19 protein-coding genes and 1 riboswitch are annotated in these 20,459 nt (G+C 37.9%); of the genes, 15 read left to right on the top strand and 4 right to left on the bottom strand.

Annotated features, from left to right (window positions below):
* Positions 1 to 38 precede the first annotated feature (38 nt).
* A riboswitch (TPP riboswitch) is annotated at positions 39 to 136 on the top strand.
* Between the two features lie 57 nt (positions 137 to 193).
* From thiS to LQV47_RS00465, 7 genes are read left to right on the top strand one after another with little or no spacing between them, the layout of a single operon-like run.
* Positions 194 to 400 carry a sulfur carrier protein ThiS gene (gene thiS / locus LQV47_RS00495; protein ID WP_230032596.1) on the top strand — a complete coding sequence of 69 codons (207 nt, stop codon included), beginning with the start codon at positions 194 to 196 and terminating at the stop codon, positions 398 to 400.
* Positions 401 to 424: 24 nt separating this feature from the next.
* On the top strand, positions 425 to 2,236 hold the full coding sequence (thiC, locus tag LQV47_RS00490) for a phosphomethylpyrimidine synthase ThiC (RefSeq protein WP_230032593.1): 1,812 nt from the start codon (positions 425 to 427) through the stop codon (positions 2,234 to 2,236).
* Positions 2,233 to 2,820, top strand: coding sequence for a thiamine phosphate synthase (locus LQV47_RS00485; RefSeq protein ID WP_230032590.1), 588 nt, complete (start codon positions 2,233 to 2,235; stop codon positions 2,818 to 2,820). The genes thiC and LQV47_RS00485 overlap by 4 nt, the downstream gene beginning before the upstream one ends.
* Positions 2,821 to 2,865: 45 nt before the next feature.
* Positions 2,866 to 3,480, top strand: a complete 615-nt coding sequence (locus tag LQV47_RS00480; RefSeq protein ID WP_230032588.1) for a thiamine phosphate synthase — start codon at positions 2,866 to 2,868, stop codon at positions 3,478 to 3,480.
* Between the two features lie 34 nt (positions 3,481 to 3,514).
* Positions 3,515 to 4,291 (top strand): thiazole synthase, encoded by a 777-nt coding sequence (locus LQV47_RS00475; RefSeq protein WP_230032585.1) that lies wholly within the window; start codon positions 3,515 to 3,517, stop codon positions 4,289 to 4,291.
* Between the two features lie 9 nt (positions 4,292 to 4,300).
* Entirely contained in the window at positions 4,301 to 5,419 is a 1,119-nt protein-coding gene (thiH, locus tag LQV47_RS00470; RefSeq protein WP_230032583.1) for a 2-iminoacetate synthase ThiH, read from the top strand.
* Between the two features lie 25 nt (positions 5,420 to 5,444).
* Positions 5,445 to 6,155: a HesA/MoeB/ThiF family protein gene (locus tag LQV47_RS00465; RefSeq protein ID WP_230032581.1), complete on the top strand. Its 711-nt coding sequence runs from the start codon at positions 5,445 to 5,447 to the stop codon at positions 6,153 to 6,155.
* Positions 6,156 to 6,350: 195 nt separating this feature from the next.
* On the opposite strand, the gene LQV47_RS00460 is transcribed toward LQV47_RS00465, so the two are convergent.
* Positions 6,351 to 8,567: an outer membrane beta-barrel family protein gene (locus tag LQV47_RS00460; protein ID WP_230032576.1), complete on the bottom strand. Its 2,217-nt coding sequence runs from the start codon at positions 8,565 to 8,567 to the stop codon at positions 6,351 to 6,353.
* A gap of 131 nt (positions 8,568 to 8,698) precedes the next feature.
* Positions 8,699 to 8,845, bottom strand: coding sequence for a hypothetical protein (locus LQV47_RS00455; RefSeq protein WP_230032572.1), 147 nt, complete (start codon positions 8,843 to 8,845; stop codon positions 8,699 to 8,701).
* Positions 8,846 to 8,931: 86 nt separating this feature from the next.
* Here LQV47_RS00455 and LQV47_RS00450 point away from each other — a divergent pair, with 86 nt between their 5' ends.
* From LQV47_RS00450 to LQV47_RS00440, 3 genes are read left to right on the top strand one after another with little or no spacing between them, the layout of a single operon-like run.
* Positions 8,932 to 9,081, top strand: a complete 150-nt coding sequence (locus LQV47_RS00450; protein WP_230032569.1) for a hypothetical protein — start codon at positions 8,932 to 8,934, stop codon at positions 9,079 to 9,081.
* Positions 9,068 to 9,271, top strand: a complete 204-nt coding sequence (locus tag LQV47_RS00445) for a response regulator (RefSeq protein WP_230032566.1) — start codon at positions 9,068 to 9,070, stop codon at positions 9,269 to 9,271. Before LQV47_RS00450 ends, LQV47_RS00445 begins: the two co-directional genes overlap by 14 nt.
* On the top strand, positions 9,268 to 9,564 hold the full coding sequence (locus LQV47_RS00440; protein ID WP_230032562.1) for a hypothetical protein: 297 nt from the start codon (positions 9,268 to 9,270) through the stop codon (positions 9,562 to 9,564). Before LQV47_RS00445 ends, LQV47_RS00440 begins: the two co-directional genes overlap by 4 nt.
* 84 nt (positions 9,565 to 9,648) lie before the next feature.
* On the opposite strand, the gene LQV47_RS00435 is transcribed toward LQV47_RS00440, so the two are convergent.
* Both LQV47_RS00435 and LQV47_RS00430 read right to left on the bottom strand, forming a co-directional pair.
* Positions 9,649 to 11,916, bottom strand: coding sequence for an aconitate hydratase (locus tag LQV47_RS00435; protein WP_230032560.1), 2,268 nt, complete (start codon positions 11,914 to 11,916; stop codon positions 9,649 to 9,651).
* A gap of 304 nt (positions 11,917 to 12,220) precedes the next feature.
* Positions 12,221 to 15,001, bottom strand: a complete 2,781-nt coding sequence (locus LQV47_RS00430; protein WP_230032558.1) for a bifunctional aconitate hydratase 2/2-methylisocitrate dehydratase — start codon at positions 14,999 to 15,001, stop codon at positions 12,221 to 12,223.
* 302 nt (positions 15,002 to 15,303) lie between these two features.
* On the opposite strand from LQV47_RS00430, the gene LQV47_RS00425 reads away from it, so the two are divergent.
* From LQV47_RS00425 to LQV47_RS00405, 5 genes are all read left to right on the top strand, one after another.
* Positions 15,304 to 16,074: a WG repeat-containing protein gene (locus LQV47_RS00425; protein ID WP_230032555.1), complete on the top strand. Its 771-nt coding sequence runs from the start codon at positions 15,304 to 15,306 to the stop codon at positions 16,072 to 16,074.
* Positions 16,075 to 16,353: 279 nt separating this feature from the next.
* Complete coding sequence (locus tag LQV47_RS00420; RefSeq protein ID WP_230032553.1) at positions 16,354 to 18,471, top strand: outer membrane beta-barrel protein; 2,118 nt, start codon at positions 16,354 to 16,356, stop codon at positions 18,469 to 18,471.
* 225 nt (positions 18,472 to 18,696) lie between these two features.
* Positions 18,697 to 19,449: a hypothetical protein gene (locus LQV47_RS00415; protein ID WP_230032550.1), complete on the top strand. Its 753-nt coding sequence runs from the start codon at positions 18,697 to 18,699 to the stop codon at positions 19,447 to 19,449.
* Positions 19,437 to 19,979, top strand: coding sequence for an acyl-CoA thioesterase (locus tag LQV47_RS00410; protein ID WP_047492349.1), 543 nt, complete (start codon positions 19,437 to 19,439; stop codon positions 19,977 to 19,979). Before LQV47_RS00415 ends, LQV47_RS00410 begins: the two co-directional genes overlap by 13 nt.
* A 90-nt stretch (positions 19,980 to 20,069) precedes the next feature.
* Positions 20,070 to 20,450, top strand: coding sequence for a GxxExxY protein (locus tag LQV47_RS00405; protein ID WP_230034216.1), 381 nt, complete (start codon positions 20,070 to 20,072; stop codon positions 20,448 to 20,450).
* Positions 20,451 to 20,459 lie beyond the last annotated feature (9 nt).

Below are 20,459 nucleotides of genomic sequence, written 5' to 3'. Positions count from 1 at the left end.
TTCAATTTTGCCCATTCTGAAAAAATACCTACCTTCGTCCCAGACTTTAGGGGTGTCTGTTGACCAACAGACTGAGACTTTACCCTTTGAACCTGATCTGGATTATACCAGCGTAGGGAAAAGCAGATGACTTTTGCTGTACATTCTATTTTACAATAATGGCCATTCCTAAAGTATATTAAAATTATTAGGAATGGAACTTATAATCAACCACACCCGAAAAACATTTGATATACTTCCCGACAATCTGGAAGCATTACTGGCTATGGAACTACCCGGAAAGAAAAAAGGGATTGCTGTAGCTGTAAACAACCGTATTATTCCACTGTCCGCCTGGGCAGAGACATTTCTTAAGGATAAAGATTCAGTTTTAATTATTACTGCCACTCAGGGCGGTTAATTTTCATATTTAATACCAATATTTATGGCTCATTCAATTACGTGTTCGCCATTTCCGAACTCAAAGAAAATCTATGTTGAAGGAACAATACATCCTATCAGTGTAGCAATGCGTGAAATAGCACTTAGTCCTACCAGGCTTACCAAAGGAGGCTTTGAAGACAATGCTCCTGTAACGGTTTATGATACTTCCGGTCCCTATACGGATGTCAATGCAGAAATTGATATTCAAAGAGGGCTTCCGAGAATAAGGGAACAATGGATTTTAGACAGAGAAGATGTAAATATCCTGAATGGAATCTCATCCGAATATGGAAAAGCCCGTTTAGCAGATTCACGGCTTGATGAGCTGCGTTTTTCTTATGATCATAAACCTAAAGTTGCCCGGGAAGGTAAAGAAATTACCCAGTTGTACTACGCAAAACAAGGAATCATCACCGCTGAAATGGAATATGTAGCCATTCGGGAGAACCAGCGTATTGAGCAGCTGGAAACGGTTTCAAAAGAGATGGCTTTCCAGCATCCTGGAAACAGTTTTGGCGCGAATACTCCGAAAACTAAAATCACTCCGGAGTTTGTAAGAGATGAAATTGCTGCGGGAAGAGCTATTATTCCCAATAATATCAATCATCCGGAAAGTGAACCGATGATTATTGGAAGAAATTTTTTAGTAAAAATTAATGCCAATATCGGAAACAGCGCTGTTTCTTCAAGTATCGATGAAGAGGTGGAAAAAGCAGTATGGGCCTGCCGATGGGGAGCTGATACCATTATGGACCTCTCCACAGGAAAGAACATTCATGAAACGAGAGAATGGATTATCAGAAACAGCCCGGTGCCTATCGGTACGGTTCCTATTTATCAGGCATTGGAAAAAGTAAAAGGAGTTCCTGAAGATCTTACATGGGAAGTTTTTAAAGATACTCTGATTGAGCAGGCAGAGCAGGGAGTTTCTTACTTTACCATTCATGCCGGAGTTTTGTTGCGATATATTCATCTGACAGTCAATAGAGTAACGGGAATTGTGTCCAGGGGAGGTTCTATCATGGCTAAATGGTGTCTTTTTCATCATAAAGAAAACTTTTTATATACTCATTTTGAAGAGATCTGTGAGATTATGAAGAAGTATGATGTGGCTTTTTCTCTTGGGGATGGCCTTCGTCCTGGATCTATTGCTGATGCTAACGATGCCGCACAATTTGCCGAACTGGAAACTTTAGGAGAACTTACAAAAATTGCATGGAAACATAATGTACAGGTAATGATTGAAGGTCCTGGCCACGTTCCAATGCATATGATTAAAGAGAATATGGATAAACAGCTGGAAGAATGCCATGAAGCTCCATTTTATACATTAGGTCCTTTGACAACGGATATTGCACCGGGTTATGATCACATTACTTCTGGAATCGGAGCTGCAATGATAGGATGGTTCGGATGTGCCATGCTTTGTTATGTAACTCCGAAAGAACACTTAGGTCTTCCGAATAAAAAAGACGTTAAAGATGGGGTTATTACTTATAAACTGGCTGCCCATGCTGCAGATTTGGCAAAAGGACATCCCGGATCACAATACAGGGATAATGCATTAAGTAAAGCAAGGTTTGAATTCAGATGGGAAGATCAGTTTAATCTTTCACTGGATCCGGATACGGCAAGAGCTTATCATGATGAGACTCTTCCGGCAGAAGGAGCGAAAATTGCCCATTTCTGTTCTATGTGCGGACCAAAATTCTGCTCCATGAAGATCACTCAGGAAATCAGGGAATCTGCAGAACAGGGAATGCTGGGCAAGTCTCAGGAATTTATCGAAAAAGGAAAGGAAATTTATATATGATCCTTGTTATTACTCCTGAACAGAACTTTCCCAATGAAGCTGAGATTATTAATCAGATGTTTCAGGAAGGTCTGGATTTACTTCATATCAGAAAACCCGGGATCAGCAAAAGTGAATTGACTGCTTTTATCAGCAATATTGACCAATTTTTTTATCCTCAATTGGTTCTGCATACGCATTATGAGCTGGGAAAAGAATATAATATATCACGGTTTCATTATAGAGAATCTGATCGGGAAGAAAAGAAATACAAACCTGTGGTGGAAGAGCATACAATATCAACCTCAGTACATGATATCAGAGCATATAACAGGTTAGAAAAAGAATGGGAATATGCTTTCATAAGCCCATTCTTTCCAAGTATCTCTAAAAAAGGATATGGTGAGAATACAACCGTTATGAAGGATATAAACTCCCGGAATAATGAGCATGTAAAACTGATTGCTTTAGGAGGTATTGATCCGAATAACATTCAGGAAGCTTTTGATGCCGGAGCAGATGGTGCAGCTTTGCTTGGTGGTGTTTGGGAGAGCAGGGAGCCATTGGAAGCTTTTATAAAATGCAGAAAGAAAATCTTTTTATAATTAAAAAAACAAATCCCTCTTTACCGGGATACATTTATAGTACCTATGGAAAAATTACAATATATATCACAGGGAAATACAAAAACAGAGCAGGAGCTTAATATCAGGAAAGCTCTGGACCATGGAATAAAATGGGTACAGGTCCGATGGAAAAATGCTCCCGAAAGAGAATTGATCAGTCTCTGTGAAATTTCAAAACAGCTATGTTTGGAATATCAGGCAGTTTCTATTATTAATGACAATGTACAATTAGCACAGGAGATTGATGCAGATGGTGTTCATTTGGGATTGAATGACGGATCTGTTGAAGAAGCAAGACTGGTTTTAGGAGAGCATAAAATAATCGGAGGGACGGCCAATACGATAGCTGATATTCTTCAAAGAATGCATGAGCCTTGTAACTATATTGGGTTGGGACCATTGAGATTTACAGCTACTAAAGAAAAACTGAGCCCCGTTCTGGGCTTTGAAGGGTATCAGAAGATTATTGATCACCTGAAAGAAAGATCCTTAGAGATTCCTAAAATATTTGCCATTGGCAGTGTTGCCCTTGAAGATATTGCACCATTGCAGCAAATCGGGATATACGGGATTTCGGTTTCAGGAGAAATTACAAAACAGCCATCCATTATTAACACATTAAAAAAAGCAATGGTATAAGAATGAATGTCTTAGGAAAAATAAATAGTAAAATATGAGTAATCAAAAATTGATAATAGCAGGCAGGACTTTTGAATCAAGATTGTTTTTAGGAACAGGAAAATTCGGAAGCCTTAGAGATATGACATCATCTGTTGTCGCATCAGGAACAGATATGGTGACCATGGCATTGAAAAGAATTGACGCGCAATCGGCAGAAGACGATTTGCTTGAATCATTAAGAGAAACCCATGTTCATCTTCTTCCTAATACTTCAGGGGCAAGAACGGCAAAAGAAGCCGTATTAGCCGCTCAGTTAGCCAGAGAAGCGCTGGAGACCAATTGGGTAAAACTGGAAATTCATCCAGACCCCAAATATTTGCTGCCTGATCCTATTGAAACATTGTATGCTACGGAAGAGCTTGCAAAACTGGGATTTATAGTGATGCCTTACATCCATGCAGATCCCGTTTTATGTAAGCGTCTTGAAGATGTAGGAACAGCAGTGGTTATGCCTTTAGGAGCACCTATCGGAACCAATAAAGGACTGAGAACATTAGATTTTTTAGAAATTATCATCAGCCAAAGTAATGTACCTGTTGTTGTAGATGCAGGAATTGGAGCACCTTCTGATGCAGCAAAAGCAATGGAAATGGGGGCAGATGCTGTCCTTGTGAACACGGCTATTGCTGTAGCCAGAAATCCTGTTAATATGGCAGTTGCATTTAAAGAAGGAGTGATTGCCGGAAGAAGAGCCTTTGAATCCGGATTAGGAGCAATTGCCCACCATGCAGAAGCTTCAAGTCCCCTTACTTCGTTTTTATTTGAATAAAACCAGAATATGAAAAGCTTTAAAGATGTTTTTGAGCAATTTCAATGGGATGAGGTAAAAAATAAGCTTGAAAAAGTGAGTCTGTCTGATGTTCAAACCAGCCTTCAGAAAAAGAATAAAACCCTTGAAGACTTTCTGAATCTGCTTTCTCCGGCTGCGGCTTCAGAATTGGAACAGATGGCAAGAATGACGCAGGTCTTAACCCAGAAACGGTTTGGTAAGACCATTCAGTTATATGCACCATTGTATCTCAGCAATGAATGTCAGAATATCTGTACCTATTGTGGCTTCAGCCTGGATAATAACTTAAAGAGGAAAACATTATCCGATACAGAACTCATGGTAGAAGCTTCGGTACTGAAGTCTATGGAAGTGAATCATGTATTGCTGGTAAGCGGGGAAGCTCATAAAATAGTGGGAGTTCCCTATTTTCAGAATGCGGTCCGCTTATTAAAGCCGCATTTTTCCAATATTTCTATTGAAGTACAGCCTTTAATGGAAGAAGAATATAAACTCTTGCATGAAGAAGGGGTCCATTCAGTATTGGTATATCAGGAGACTTATCATCAGGAAATATATAAAGAATACCATCCGAAAGGAAAGAAATCCAATTTTGATTTTCGCCTGGATACCCCGGATAGGATAGGAAGGGCCGGTATTCATAAAATAGGACTGGGCGTTCTGCTGGGGCTGGAAGATTGGCGGGTAGACAGTTTTTTCAATGCACTGCACATAGATTATCTTCAGAAGCAGTACTGGAAAAGTAAATTTTCAGTTTCATTTCCAAGACTGAGACCCGCAGAGGGAATTATTGAACCTAATTTTATCATGGAAGATAAGGATCTGCTTCAACTGATCTGCGCCTACAGAATATGGAATGAAGACCTTGAAATTTCAATCTCAACCAGGGAAAATGAAGTTTTCAGAAATAATATTGTATCTCTGGGGGCTACCGCGATGAGTGCCGGATCAAAAACCAATCCCGGAGGATATTCTGTAGATAAAGGATCTTTGGAACAGTTTGAAACCAGTGATGAACGAAGTATGGAGGAGATCAGGAATATGATTAGAAAATCAGGCTACGACCCGGTTATGAAAGACTGGGATTCCATATATAGCGGTTTTTAAATAGTAAATATGTTAATGATTAACGATGAAAAACGAAGATATATTTGCGAGATACAGCCGCCAGATCTTTATTGAGGAAATAGGATTGGAAGGACAAAAGAAAATAATGGCTTCAAAAGTCCTTGTTATAGGAGCAGGAGGCTTGGGAAGTCCTGTTATCCAGTATTTGGCTGCCGCTGGAGTAGGTACATTAGCGGTAATGGATTTTGATCATTTGGAGCTTCACAACCTAAACCGGCAGGTAATCCATAATGAAAATAATATAGGAATGCCTAAAGTAAAAAGTGCAGAAATATATGTGAAAAACATCAATCATCAGGTAGCGTTTATGGGGCTCAACGAGAAAATTAATGCTTCAAATGCAGAACATGTGCTGTCCCAATATGATGTAGTAGTAGATGGTTCCGATAATTTCTCAACAAGATATCTGGTGAATGATACCTGTGCAAAGCTGGGAAAAACATTGGTTTATGGGAGCATTCTTGGCTTCTCAGGACAGCTGGCTGTATTCAATCATAAAGGAAGCAAAAACCTGCGCGATCTGTTTCCGGAGCCTCCTTTTGATGAAGATATGGCGGATTGTGACAGCCTTGGAGTATTAGGCGCTTTACCGGGAATAGTCGGAAGTATGATGGCTCTTCAGGTTCTGAAAATTATCACAGGGCTTCCCGTGAATCTGAACCAGCTAACACTCATTGACACATTGGATTGGAGGTTTCAAACACTGGATTTTTAAGTGTCCAGATTGTTTTAATTCAATAGGAGTGGGCTTTAGCCCATTTATCAATAACATATCATTTCCATTGGCTTTAGCCGAAACTTATGTTCCCATCAATCACGCAGAGATCTGTTGTATCAGGTAAAAAGCGGACGAGAGATAAAAAAGAGACTGTGATTATTTCACGGTCTCTTAATTTTTTAACAAATTTATTTATTGTCCTTGCTGCATGACGCCGGTATCTTCTTTTTTAGTTTGGTTTAAGATATTGGGATCTTCTTTTGCCAGTTTGTTTCTGGTAGGAATTTTATAATTAATTGAAAAACCGAAGTTTCTTGAATCATATTTAGACCGTATCATAACCCTTTCTCCTTCAGGTGGGCTGGAATAAGCCTGCATCACCTGGCTGTTGAAAATATCATTAGCAAATATGGAAACTGTAAGGCGCTTGTCCAAAAACTTTTTAGTAAGCGTGATATTAAGGGAGTTATTAAACGGCTTATCTGCTGTAAAATAGAAATATCCTCCTTTGGGTGTTAAATAGCTGTAATTAACATTCATATTGATTTCCTTAGGAAGGATAATTTGAGTCATCACATTAAAAATCCAGAACCCTTTATTGTTGAGGTTATCAATGTCATGTTTCTGATATCCTGCATACAGATACATGAAGTTGATTTTATCAGGATTAAAATTAAACTTCATGATTTCACTCATCGGTTTGCTGAATATCATAAACGGAATAGGGAGACCCACGTTGAAATTGTGGATTTTCATAGTAGAAATATTGATCTGCTCATTGTACAGATTTTTACCGTCTTTTCTGATGATCTGTGCTACCTGGTTGCTTGCTGAACTTACGCTGTATCCGATAAATGCATAATCAAATGCAGAAACCTTAAGCTCATAATTATCAAAAATGGTAGGCTGAAGATTCGGATTACCGGTTATTTGAGTATTGGGACCTGCAAACGTAGTGTTGTTTGGGTTAAGAGCAGAAATACTCGGTAAACTGATTTTCCTGTTATAATTTGCCGCAACATACACCTGATTCATCATGCTGTACTGAATGCTGGCATTCGGGAAAAGCTTAAACTTATTAAAAGGAATTAAATCATCCTGAACCAGCTTTTTATCTTTGTTAATGTACCTTGTTACTCCGGAAATATCATAGTTTTCAGCACGCGCACCTAATGTAAAGTCAAACTTCTTAAGTTTTGCCTGAAATTCCAAATAGGTAGATGCCGTTTGTCTTTGATACTCTAAATTGGTCAATCCAAAACTTTTAGTATCATAATCCTGTCTTTCATACAATCCTCCTGCGCTTATTTTTCCACCATCAAGAAGTTTAATAGGCTGTGCATAATCTACCTTGAAATTGGCTATTCTCATATCCGATTTGTTATTGAGAATATCATTACCTCCTGCATGGGTAAAAGTTGTACCATTTTCTGTATAAAAACCTTCCCGAAAGAAATTATCCTGAGAAAACCTGGTATCAGACTTTGTATAGCCAAACTGAAAATCCAGTTTTTGAGACTTATCTGCGAAACGCTTTTGATAGGTTACTACAGCTTCCTGCCTCAGGCTGTTGGTACGTGCTGCATCAAAAGCCTCGAACCGGGCTTCTTTATAAACATCAGGATCCTGACTGACAAGGAGATCGGCAAGACCATTACTTAGAGTATAGTTATCATTATTATTGTGGTAAATGTCGTAGTTAAGCAATAATCTGTCTTGGCCAAGCTCAAAGGTTACTCCTGATTTTGCGAAATACCCGCGGGCATATCGGTCTGTATTTCCAGACAGAAGGTTATCTTGTTGAGTATTGAGCATACTTTCACGATAGTTTTGCCCAATATTAAGCTGCCATCCGAAGAGTTTATTTCTGGCGTTGAGGTTAAGAGAGTTGGTTACTCTGTTTCTGTACTTATCATAGTTTGTGAACGTATAATTCCCGGAATAAGTAGCCGTTAAATACTTATTGGCATTTTTATTCGTAACAATATTCATGATGGCTCCTCCGGAGGTTGCCGGAAATTCTGCGCCGGGTTGGGTAATCACTTCAATTTTCTCTACAGAATTGGCGGGCATGCCCTCAAGAAATGAGTTTAATTCATTAGAAGTAATATTTAAAGGCCTTCCGTTAAGATAAACATCAAGCATTTTTCCCTGATACATCATTCCTGCGATGTCTGTGGCTACAAGCCCCGGAAGCTTTTTAATCCCTTCCAAAACATTCCCGTTGTTGAGCTGAGGCTGTTCAGAGAAATCAAAAACAGTACGGTCAGCTTTTTGTTCAACGGCTTTTTTAGTTTTGGTGATCACTACACCGTCGATTTGTTTTTCTTTAGGCTGGTTATTATTTTTTTCCTGAGAAAAAATAATAACTGAGCTTACAAGTGATAAAGCGAATACCGTTTTTTTCATAATGTTTTTTACTACTATTCCGTTAGACGCTCAAAAAGAGAATTTGTTACGATAAAATGGTGAAAATTAATTTTTTATATCAAATATTTTTTATATATCCTTCCAAAAGCCCTAATATCAGGCAAATTTCATTATTGTGCACGGTTTTTTTCATCAAAATTAATTTTTCTTTCATCACTTTTCAGCTTCTGGTTTCCAAAATTATAGGTGATGCTTAACACCATTCTTCTGGCGTCCCAATAATTATTGAAAGACTGTGTATTATCGTAGAAATACATAGTTGCTTTATATCCGGATTGTTCTGAAAGTTTCCGATAAAAATCGGACCCTCCATTTTTCTCTTCACAATTTTAAAAATCAGAGGATGAAAGATACAGCGTCCGGAATAGGTATTGAGAATGTGAAAAAGAGACTGGAAATTCTTTATCCTCAGAAATATGAACTGAATATAAAAGACTCAGAAACAGAATTTATAGTAGATTTAAAGATTGACTTACGAGATGAATACAATTAAATGCGTCGTTGTAGATGATGAGCCCCTGGCCATATTTCTCCTTGAAAACTATATCCGGAAGATCCCTTTTTTTGAACTGGTATTTTCTACCGAGAATCCTATACTGGCTTTGGAATATAGTAAAGATAATGATTCAGACCTTATTTTTTTAGATATTCAGATGCCGGAGCTTACAGGGATTAATTCATGAAAATTGTGGGAGTCAGGCAAAAATATATTTTAACGACTGCTTATTCGGAATATGCACTGGAAGGATACGAGCATAACATCATTGATTATCTGCTGAAGACTGTTTCTTTTGACCGGTTTCAAAAAAGTGCTCTAAAAGCCAGAGAGCGTTTCTCCGTTAATGAGAAAAAAGATTCCCATTTCTTTGTCAAGTCTTCCGGACAGCAGCATCGTTTGCTCTTTAATGATATTCTTTATATTGAGAGCATTAAAAAAGGTGATGCTTTCCAAGCAGGAAATTCCAATAGGAGATAATTACAGAGTAAACCTTATGGAAAAACTGAAATAAAAAGACGGCTTCAACAGAAGCCGTCTTTTATAGTAATCTAACAAGTAATCTTAATTTTCCTGTTGTTTAATCAGGTTCAGTGCAGAACCAGCCTTAAACCACTCGATTTGTTGGTCGTTATAAGTATGGTTGGCCATGATAATGTCTTTAGTTCCGTTAGCATGAACGAATTCTAATGTCAATTGTTTTCCTGGAGCAAACTGATCAAGATCTAAGAAATTAACCGTGTCATCTTCTAAGATTTTGTCATAATCAGCTTCATTAGCAAAAGTTAATCCAAGCATACCTTGTTTTTTAAGGTTGGTCTCGTGGATTCTCGCGAATGATTTTACCAGTACGGCTTTTACACCAAGGTGTCTGGGCTCCATGGCAGCATGTTCTCTTGAAGAACCTTCACCATAGTTTTGATCCCCTACAACAATAGTTGGAATACCTGCCGCTTTATAAGCTCTTTGTACAGCCGGAACTTCACCATATTCACCGGTGATTTCGTTTTTCACGTGGTTAGTTTCCATGTTGTAAGCATTTACAGCTCCAATCAACATATTATTTGAAATATTGTCAAGGTGACCTCTGTATTTCAACCATGGCCCAGCCATAGAAATATGGTCGGTAGTACATTTTCCGAAAGCTTTGATCAATACCTTGGCCCCTTCAATATTTTTACCGTCCCAGGCAGGGAATTCTTCCAATAGCTGAAGTCTGTCTGAAGTAGGGCTTACATTTACCACAATACCAGATCCATCTGCTGATGGAGCCTGATAGCCATTGTCATCTACTGCAAATCCTCTTGCAGGAAGCTCAGAACCTTTAGGCTCATCAAGTTTTACCTGCTCACCAGCTTCATTGGTTAGTGTGTCAGAAATTGGGTTGAAGTCTAATCTACCGGATATTGCCACGGCAGCTACCATTTCCGGAGAAGCTACAAAAGCGTGAGTATTTGGGTTACCGTCAGCTCTCTTTGCAAAGTTTCTGTTGAAAGAGTGGATGATAGAGTTTTTCTCACCTTTATCAGCTCCTTCTCTGTCCCATTGTCCAATACATGGTCCACAGGCATTCGTGAAAATTCTTGCATTTTCAAATTTTCTGAAAGAATCTAAGAAACCGTCTCTTTCAGCGGTAAATTTTACCTGCTCAGAACCTGGATTGATCCCTAAAATAGCTTTAGGTTTTACACCTTTTGCTACTGCATCTTCAACAATAGAGGCAGCTCTTGATAAATCTTCGTAAGAAGAGTTGGTACAAGAACCGATAAGAGCCCATTCCACTTCTATTGGCCATCCGTTTGCTTCAGCTTTCGCTCTGAATTCAGCGACAGGAGTTGCCAAATCCGGAGTAAAAGGTCCGTTTAAATGGGGTGTTAATTCAGAAAGGTTGATTTCGATTAATTGATCAAAATAGTGTTCCGGGTTTGCATATACTTCAGCATCACCTGTTAAATGTTCAGCAATTTTGTCAGCTGCATCTACAACATCCTGTCTTCCTGTTGCAGCTAAATATCTTCTCATGGAATCATCATACCCGAAAGTGGAAGTCGTAGCCCCGATTTCAGCACCCATGTTACAGATAGTACCTTTACCTGTTGCAGAAAGAGATTCTGCACCTTCACCGAAGTACTCTACAATACATCCTGTTCCTCCTTTTACAGTAAGGATTCCCGCTACTTTCAGGATTACATCTTTTGCAGAAGTCCAGCCGGACATTTTACCGGTCAGTTTTACGCCGATAAGCTTGGGCATTTTAAGTTCCCATGCCATTCCCGCCATTACATCTACTGCATCAGCACCACCTACACCGATAGCAACCATTCCCAGACCTCCTGCATTTACTGTATGAGAGTCTGTACCGATCATCATCCCTCCAGGGAATGCATAGTTTTCTAATACTACCTGGTGAATAATACCTGCGCCGGGCTTCCAGAAACCTATTCCGTATTTATCACATACAGAACTTAGAAAGTTGAATACCTCGGAGTTTTTGTTGATACCTTCCTGCAAATCTTTATCAGCACCTACTTTCGCCTGGATCAGGTGATCTGCATGAGCAGTTGACGGGACAGCTACTTTCGCTTTTCCTGCCTGCATGAATTGCAAAAGTGCCATCTGTGCAGTTGCATCCTGCATGGCTACTCTATCTGGTGCAAAGTCTACATAAGAGTTTCCTCTTTCATGTGCCTGTGTAGCATTTCCTTCCCAAAGGTGGGTGTAAAGGATTTTTTCTGAAAGGGTAAGAGGTTTTCCCACGATCTGTCTTGCTGCTGCAATTCTTTCAGGGTAACGCTCGTACACTTTTTTGATCATATCAATATCAAAAGTCATATCTAAATTTAGTTTTTGTTCTTTTTCCGTTAATGCTTCTTCCTCTGATTTTGAGAGAAAACTGCTTGCAAATACATCAAAAAATGTTCCTATAATTTATAAATGAGGACATTTCTGATGCTAAATCAAGAGATTTTATAACTTTCAATTTAAGAAAAAATAGAATTTATTTTATCGGTTTTCTTGAAAAAAAATTGTATTACTCTTAAAATAGAAGTATTCTAAACAAAAAAATGAGAGATTTTAATCCTGGCAGGACTAAAATCTCTCAATTCTATACTTTTTAAAACTGTTGTCAAGCCTGTTAATGACCCACCTGAACCAATTCCTTAATAGGTGGAGCAAACTTAGTAAGGTCAATACCTTCAACTGCAGTTTTATATTCATCGATATTAGGAATACGTCCGATAATAGCTGAAAGAACAACTACCGGTGTAGAAGCTAATAAAGATTCTCCTTTTTTACGTTCAGAATCTTCAACCACTCTTCCCTGGAAAAGACGGGTTGACGTTGCCAACACGGTATCTCCTTTAGCCGCCTTTTCCTGGTTACCCATACAAAGGTTACATCCGGGACGCTCAAGGTACATTACATTTTTATATTCTGTACGGGCCTCGCCTTTAGGAGCCTTATCATCAAATTCAAAGGCTGAATATTTTTCTAACAGTTCCCAGTCTCCTTCTGCTTTTAATTCATCAATGATGTTATAGGTGGGTGCTGCCACTACAAGAGGAGCATTAAATTCTACTTTACCTTGTTGCTTTTCAATATTTCTAAGCATTTGAGAAACAATTTTCAAATCTCCCTTGTGAACCATACATGATCCTACGAAACCAAGATCTACTTTTTTCTCTCCTCCATAATAAGAAAGGTCCCTGATGGTATCGTGAGTATATCTTTTAGAAACATCATCATTGTTCACATCCGGGTCAGCTATCATTGGTTCAACGATGATATCAAGATCAACCACCACTTCAGCATAATATTTAGCATTAGCATCAGGGGTTAAAGCTGGTTTTTCGCCAGATCTGATCTCTGCAATTCTTTTATCAGCTTTATTAATTAATCCCTGAAGAACCTTATTGTGATTATCCATACCTTTATCAATCATGATCTGGATTCTGCCTTTTGCAATTTCCAATGATTCAATTAAAGTATTGTCTTCAGAAATGTTGATCGAAGCTTTTGCCTTCATCTCTGCAGTCCAGTCTGTAAATGTAAATGCCTGGTCAGCAGGAAGTGTTCCGATATGAACCTCAATGATTCTACCCTGGAATACATTTTCACCTCCGAATTGTTTTAGCATTTGAGCCTGTGTTGCATGAACAACATCACGGAAATCCATGTGTTCTTTCATATTTCCTTTGAAAGTTACTTTCACAGACTCTGGAATTGGCATAGATGCTTCTCCGGTAGCCAGTGCAAGGGCTACTGTTCCTGAATCAGCTCCAAAAGCCACCCCTTTAGACATTCTTGTGTGGGAGTCTCCACCAATAATGATGGCCCATTCATCTACCGTAATATCATTAAGAACTTTGTGAATTACGTCAGTCATAGCATGATATTCCCCTTTAGGGTCACGAGCTGTGATCAATCCGAATTCGTTCATGAATTTCATTAGTTTCGGGATATTTGCCTGTGCTTTTTTATCCCATACTGAAGCTGTGTGACATCCTGATTGGTATGCACCGTCAACAATTGGAGAAATTACTGTAGCCGCCATAGATTCAAGCTCCTGAGAAGTCATAAGACCTGTTGTGTCCTGAGACCCAACGATATTAACTTCTACACGAACGTCTGAACCTGCGTGCAACACTTTTCCAGGTGTTGTTCCCACAGCATTTCTGTTGAAGATTTTTTCTACAGCTGTAAGACCTTGCCCTTCATGAGAAATTTCTTTTGATGGAGCAAAAACAACCGGAGCTTCAACTCCCAGAAGCAGAGCTGCAAACGTCTGTAATTTTTTACCAAATACGATAGCGTAAGATCCACCAGCCTTAATGAATTCCATTTTCTGAGGGGTCAATGCCTTAGAAATGTCAATAAGCTCCTGGTCTCCGTTATATAATTTTTTCTCTTTTATATTAATAGTAAGAACTGTTCCTGTGGCAACAGAATAAGCCTGCTCCAGAATAGGTTCTCCATTTTCATTACGAACCGCATTTCCATCTGCATCCAGCTTTTTCACCCAGTTCTTAAGGTCGATACCAATACCACCTGTAACATCAACAGTGGTAAGGAAAATTGGAGAAATACCGTTTGTTCCCCCTACAATAGGAGCAATATTTACAAATGGCACATATGGACTTGCTTGTTTACCTGTCCAAAGAGCAACATTGTTTACTCCGGACATTCTTGATGAGCCTACACCCATTGTTCCTTTTTCAGCAATAAGCATAACGCTTGCGTCAGGATGTTTAGCCTGTAAAGCCTTGATCTCTTCCTGAGCCTGAGGCGTGATCATACACTTACCATGAAGTTCACGGTCTGATCTTGAGTGAGCCTGATTTCCCGGAGATAGTAAATCCGTTGAAATGTCTCCTTCACCAGCGATGAAGGTCACCACTTTAATTTCTTCAGCTACCTCTGGAAGTTTAGTGAAGAATTCAGCCTGCGCATAGCTTTCCAGGATTTCTTTTGCGATTTCGTTACCACTAGTGAATGCTTCCTTTAGACGGTTAGTATCTGCTTCATAAAGGTAGACTTGCGTCTTAAGCACTTTTGCCGCTTCTTTTGCAATAACTGCATCATTACCTAAAGCGAGATCTAACAGTACTTCAATAGAAGGACCTCCTTTCATGTGAGATAACAATTCAAAGGCATAAGCCGGTGATATTTCTTCTACTACGGATTCACCCAGAATGATCTCCTTTAAAAATTTAGCTTTAACACCCGCTGCACTTGTTGTTCCCGGCAAAGTGTTGTAAATGAAAAATTTAAGAGAATCTGTTCGATCTGCATTACCTGAATCTTTAATTTGTGCAATGATTTCGCTTAGTAATTCAGCACCATCAATTGGCTTTGGATGAAGCCCCTGGTTTTTTCTTTCTTCAATCTCTTTGATGTAATCCTTATAAATATTCATAATAGAAGTCTTTCTCTTTTAAAGGTAGATATATGAAACAGCTGTTAATACTGTCACTCCTTTTGACCGGTCTGTATAAATAACATTTTGAGTTTCCGCATTTTGGATATGCGATATAGTCCGGAGAAAAGCAAGTATAATCTACGAGTTTTTTTAAAGTTTTAAAATTATCAAACAATTCAAAATGTTCCCAAAATTACGAATTTTTACTATTTTATGGGAATGAATTTATTTAGATTCTTTATAAATATGAATTTGATAAATTCTATATTTGGCCGTAATTTTGCAGACAAATGACGAGTATGAAAAATATCCTGAATGTTTTGTGCATTTTTATTTCGATTTCCATTTTCTCACAGACCAAATCTGTGAAGAAATTGGCTGTTAAAAATGTTGCAAAAACCACGGTGAAGAAAGGAAGTACAGTGACAAAGCCTAATCCTGATCTGGTAGTTATTAATAAGGATCTTCCTCTTCTTATTCCTAAAAAGAAAGAAGATAAATTTGGATATGTCAACCAAAACGGGAAATTTATTATCCAGCCGGAATATCATATTGCTGTGTTTTTTTATGAAGATTGTAATCTTTTAAATTCTCCGAATGAAAAAATCAGAAAATTTGGGACGAAAAACTATGCAACAGTAGAGAAAGATATGATTTCTTACCGAATTGATGCCAAAGGAAAAAAAGTATATCAGTTCAAAGACTCAGATCTTGGAAAATGTAAGTTTGGAGACTACAAACAGCAGTTATTTCAGGCTTACGTTCTGAATGGATTTTACGGGATCATTGAAAAATCAAAATTCGTCAATGCCGCGGACTATAGAGATTATCAGATTTACCCTCAATATCAATACCTGTACATCATGGAAGGTGATGATGTGGCAGATCCCATGATCGTGGCTTCCCAGAATGATAAATTTGGGGTAATAGATGTGAATAATAAAGTGATTGTTCCTTTCGAATATTCCAATATAAAAAGAAATTTCAGCTGGAAACTGGGCAAAATGTTTGAAGTAACCAAGGACGGCAAAGAATATTATTATATTGACGCAAATAATAAAACCTACTAGTGATGAGCTATGAGTCGTAATCTGATAATCTACCATATTTTCTAAAACAAAAAACTTTCTATCTTAAGTCACCTACCCACATCCCGTACCTGATTCTCACATCTCGTATATTTTTTGTAATTTTGCAGCTGAAATAAAGGGGTGCTTTAACAGGCTGAGATTATACCCAATGAACCTGGAACAGGTAATGCTGTTTAGGGACACACCGACTGTTATAAGTCGAAATGTATAATATCTTATCGATCCCCTTTTATTCATTAAATGTTAAAGATTTATAGAATGAAAGGATTATTTTTTTTAGGGCTTACCGTAGGCTCAGCAGCCTTTATGCAGGCTCAACATAAGGACTCTCTGAAGATAAGAGAGATTGAAGGGGTAAATTTCACCAAGAGACTTCCGGTTGCGAAGGAGATTATTAATGTTCAGAAAGACTTAGACGGAAAAAACCTCGGTCAGGACCTTCCTATTCTTTTAAAAAATCAAACCTCGGTTATTGCTACTTCAGATGCTGGTAATGGCGTGGGGTATACCGGTTTTAGAATTCGTGGGGTATCAGGATCAGCAATTAATGTAATGATGAACGGGGTTCCTTACAATGATTCTGAAAGCCAGGGTACATTTTTCGTAAATGTTCCGGATCTTACAAGTTCTGCTTCACAGATTGTCATTCAAAGAGGTGTGGGAACTTCCAATAATGGAGTTTCTGCTTTTGGGGCAAGTATCAATGTGATCTCAAAGGAGCCGGAAGAAAAGTTTTATTTTAAAACAGATGATAGCTACGGTTCTTTTAATACCTATAAATATTCAGCTGAAATAGGTTCCGGAAAGTTCTGGAAGAATCGTCTTTCCGTGATGGGAAGATACACCCGTATTCATTCTGATGGATATATAGACCGGGCTTCATCAGACTTACATTCTTACAATTTTACGGCCTTATTTGAAGAAGGGAAAACAAAAATACGTTTAATGGCTTTTGGTGGAAAAGAAAAAACCTATCAGGCCTGGGGCGGGATTAGCCGGCAAATGTGGGAAACAAACCCTAAATTTAATGGTTCAGGGGCTATCTATGATGCCAGCTGGGAGAATGTTGTAGGATTCTATGATAATGAGACAGATAATTACAGACAGAATCATTATCAGTTGCTTTGGGAGCAAAAGCTAAATGATCGCTGGAATCTGGAAACAACTTTTCATTATACCAAAGGGAAAGGGTACTATGAAAATTATAAACAGGAAAATACTTTTTCAAGATATAATCTCCCTGATATTATTGAAAACGGACAAACCATTAAATATTCAGATTTTATCAGAAAAAAATGGCTGAATAATGACTTTTACGGAGTAGTTTCAACGCTTTACGGGAAGTTTGAAAATCTTGATTTAAATTTTGGAGCAGTGGCCAACCAGTATTACGGAAGACATTTTGGAAATGTTACCGGCGTATTTTATCCGCAGATTGATAAAAGCGAATATTACAGAAACCGTTCTGTAAAGAATGAAGTCTCAGGATTTGCAAAGGCTTTGTTTACAATGGATGATTTTGAATTTTTCGGTGATTTACAGCTTAGAAATATCAGTTACAATACCAAGATTTTAATGGCTGGAGACAAAGAAGGTGCAGATCTTGATAAAAACTGGCTGTTTTTTAATCCAAAAGCTGGGGTAAATTACAGAATCAGCGGAGGCAAGGTATTTTTATCATATGCCCATGCCCATCGTGAGCCAAACAGGGAAGATATAATGTCTAACCATGATATTAAACCTGAAAAGCTTCATGACTTTGAAGCCGGTCTGGAAAAGCAATTTGGATTTTTATCCTTTACAGCAAACATTTATTATATGTACTATGTCAATCAGTTAGTGTTGAATGGAGAGCTTAGTAATGTGGGGGCATTTATCAGAACCAACTCAGGAAAGAGCTACAGAAGAGGGATGGAAATCGGAGCATTGGCAAAATTATCAAAACAATGGGAAGTTTCAGGAAATGTAAGCTTAAGCCAGAACAGAAATCAGGATTTCAATGTCAAGAATGGAGAAGTGCCAGTAAACCTGGGAAATACTCAAATTTCATTCTCTCCGGATGTAGTTGCCAATCTAGGGTTAAAATTTAATCCAACTCAAAATTTCCAGTTTGCCCTGATGAATCAGTATGTTGGAAAACAGTATCTTGATAATACAGAAGATAAAAATTTCGAGCTTAAAGATTATTTCCTGACAGATTTTAATGCACAGTATCAATTTAAAATTGCTAACAATGATATTGCATTGAAGTTATTGGTCAATAATCTGTTCAATAAAAAATATGTTAACAATGGTTCCGTATATGAGGGAGCGCCTTATTATTTTTCGCAGGCAGGAACAAACTTTATGTTTGGAATCAGCTGGAAAATTCAATAATGTGTAATGAGTTGTGATAAAGAATTATAGAATTGTATAGTGAGTTATGTTTACAGCCTAATCTGATTTTGAATTTTATACAATAGCTTTTGTAGTTAAAAGGTATTATAGGTAACGTTATCCCTATTTTAATAGATAATAGACAAAAGACTGTTCCGGCGGTCTTTTTTTATATAGGATTAAATGTCTTAAAAAGTCATGAAAAAGTTATAAATTTGCTGCCAAATGAATATTTCAGCATATATTTTAGAATACTTGAAACAATTTGGAACTGCTACAGTTCCAGGCTTTGGCGTGTTTTCCCTGAAAAATTCTAAGGCCATTATTAATTCTGAAAATGGGAGTATACTTCCGCCAGCCAGTCAGATTGATTTTACCATAGATTATGAAGTACAGTCTGAAGAGCTGATTGCTTTTATAGCCGGACAAAAACAAATGTCTTTGGAGGCTTCCAGAAGCGATCTTAAGATCCAGACTGATTTTTGGAAGAAAAAACTTCAGGCAGAACAGATTCTTGAAATTCAAAATCTTGGAAACATTTTCATTGAAGAAGGGCATACCCATTTCAAGGGAAAAAGAATAGAATCAGGACATCCCGATTTTTATGGATTAGAAGAAATCAGGTTTTCAGATATCAATAATGGAGAGAAAGTACAAGCTTCAGAAAACAGGGAAAAGGACTATAAATTCAAGAAAACAATCCTCTGGATTTTTCTGCTGATTATTCCGGTGGCGGGAATCCTTTACCTGGCCTATGCTAAACAGGAGTTTATTTTTGGAAAGAAATCCTTTAATAATGTTTCTGTACAGACTTCTACCCATAGAATTGTGAAAGATACAGTAAAAGTGGTAGCCCATACCCCGGAAATGGCTGTTTCAGATTCCCTGAAAAAAGATTCATTAGTAAAACCTGCCGTAAAAGGAACAAAACCTGCTCCGGCTGCCCGAAACAACACTAAGACTAGATGGCAAAAATAAAAAAAGCGTCAGAATCTCTGACCATTATGACTAACATTGTTCTTCCGAACGAAACAAATTCTTTAAGAAACCTTTTTGGTGGTGAGCTTTTAGCAAAAATGGACCGTTGCGCGTCTATTTCTGCAGCAAGACACTGTGAAAGAAGAGTGGTAACAGCTTCTGTAAATCACGTTTCCTTTAATCATCCCATTCCGGAAGGTGGAGTGGTAGTCCTGGAATCTAAAGTTTCCAGAGCATTTTCCACTTCTATGGAAGTGTATGTGGATGTATGGCTGGATGATCCGATCAATCAGAAGAAAATTCACACCAATGCGGGTATTTATACTTTCGTTGCAGTAGATGAATTTAACCGTCCTATTCCTATCCCGGAAATGGTTCCGGAAACAGAAGAGGAAAAAGAAAGATTTGCTGCGGCATTCCGTAGAAAAGAACTTTCTTTAATTCTTTCCGGAAGAATGAAACCGCTGGAGTCTGTAGAGCTTAAAAAATTATTTCAGGAGCCACAAGAGCCAAAGAAGGATAAAAAATAAAACATATAAAAACACAAATATCACAAATGCCTGGCACAAATTCTCACAAATGATTGATGCCCGTCAAGATGAAAAATACTAAAAATGGATATTTCTGAAAATGATATATCAAGAATTGTTTACGAAGCAGGATATCTGGTTCATAAATCTTTAGGTCCCGGACTTTTAGAAAGTGCATATGAAGAATGTATGTTTTATGAACTGAATAAGCATGATCTTCTTGTAGAAAAACAAAAGCCGATGCCCTTGATTTATGATGAGGTAAAACTGGATGTAGGCTATAGACTCGATTTTCTGATTGAGAAAAAATTTGTATTAGAAATAAAGTCTGTAGAAGCTTTAAACGATGTCCACTTAGCTCAGATACTTACTTATCTTCGGCTGAGTAACTGTAAACTTGGAATGTTGATTAACTTTAATACTCTTCAATTTAAAAACGGAGTAAAAAGAGTGATCAATGGTACATTATAATCTGTGTTA

It is taken from the genome of Chryseobacterium sp. Bi04 (assembly GCF_918698085.1).
Lineage (GTDB): Bacteria > Bacteroidota > Bacteroidia > Flavobacteriales > Weeksellaceae > Chryseobacterium.
The sequence above is the reverse complement of the archived record's forward strand: the minus strand, read 5'-3'. Positions and strand labels throughout refer to the sequence as shown.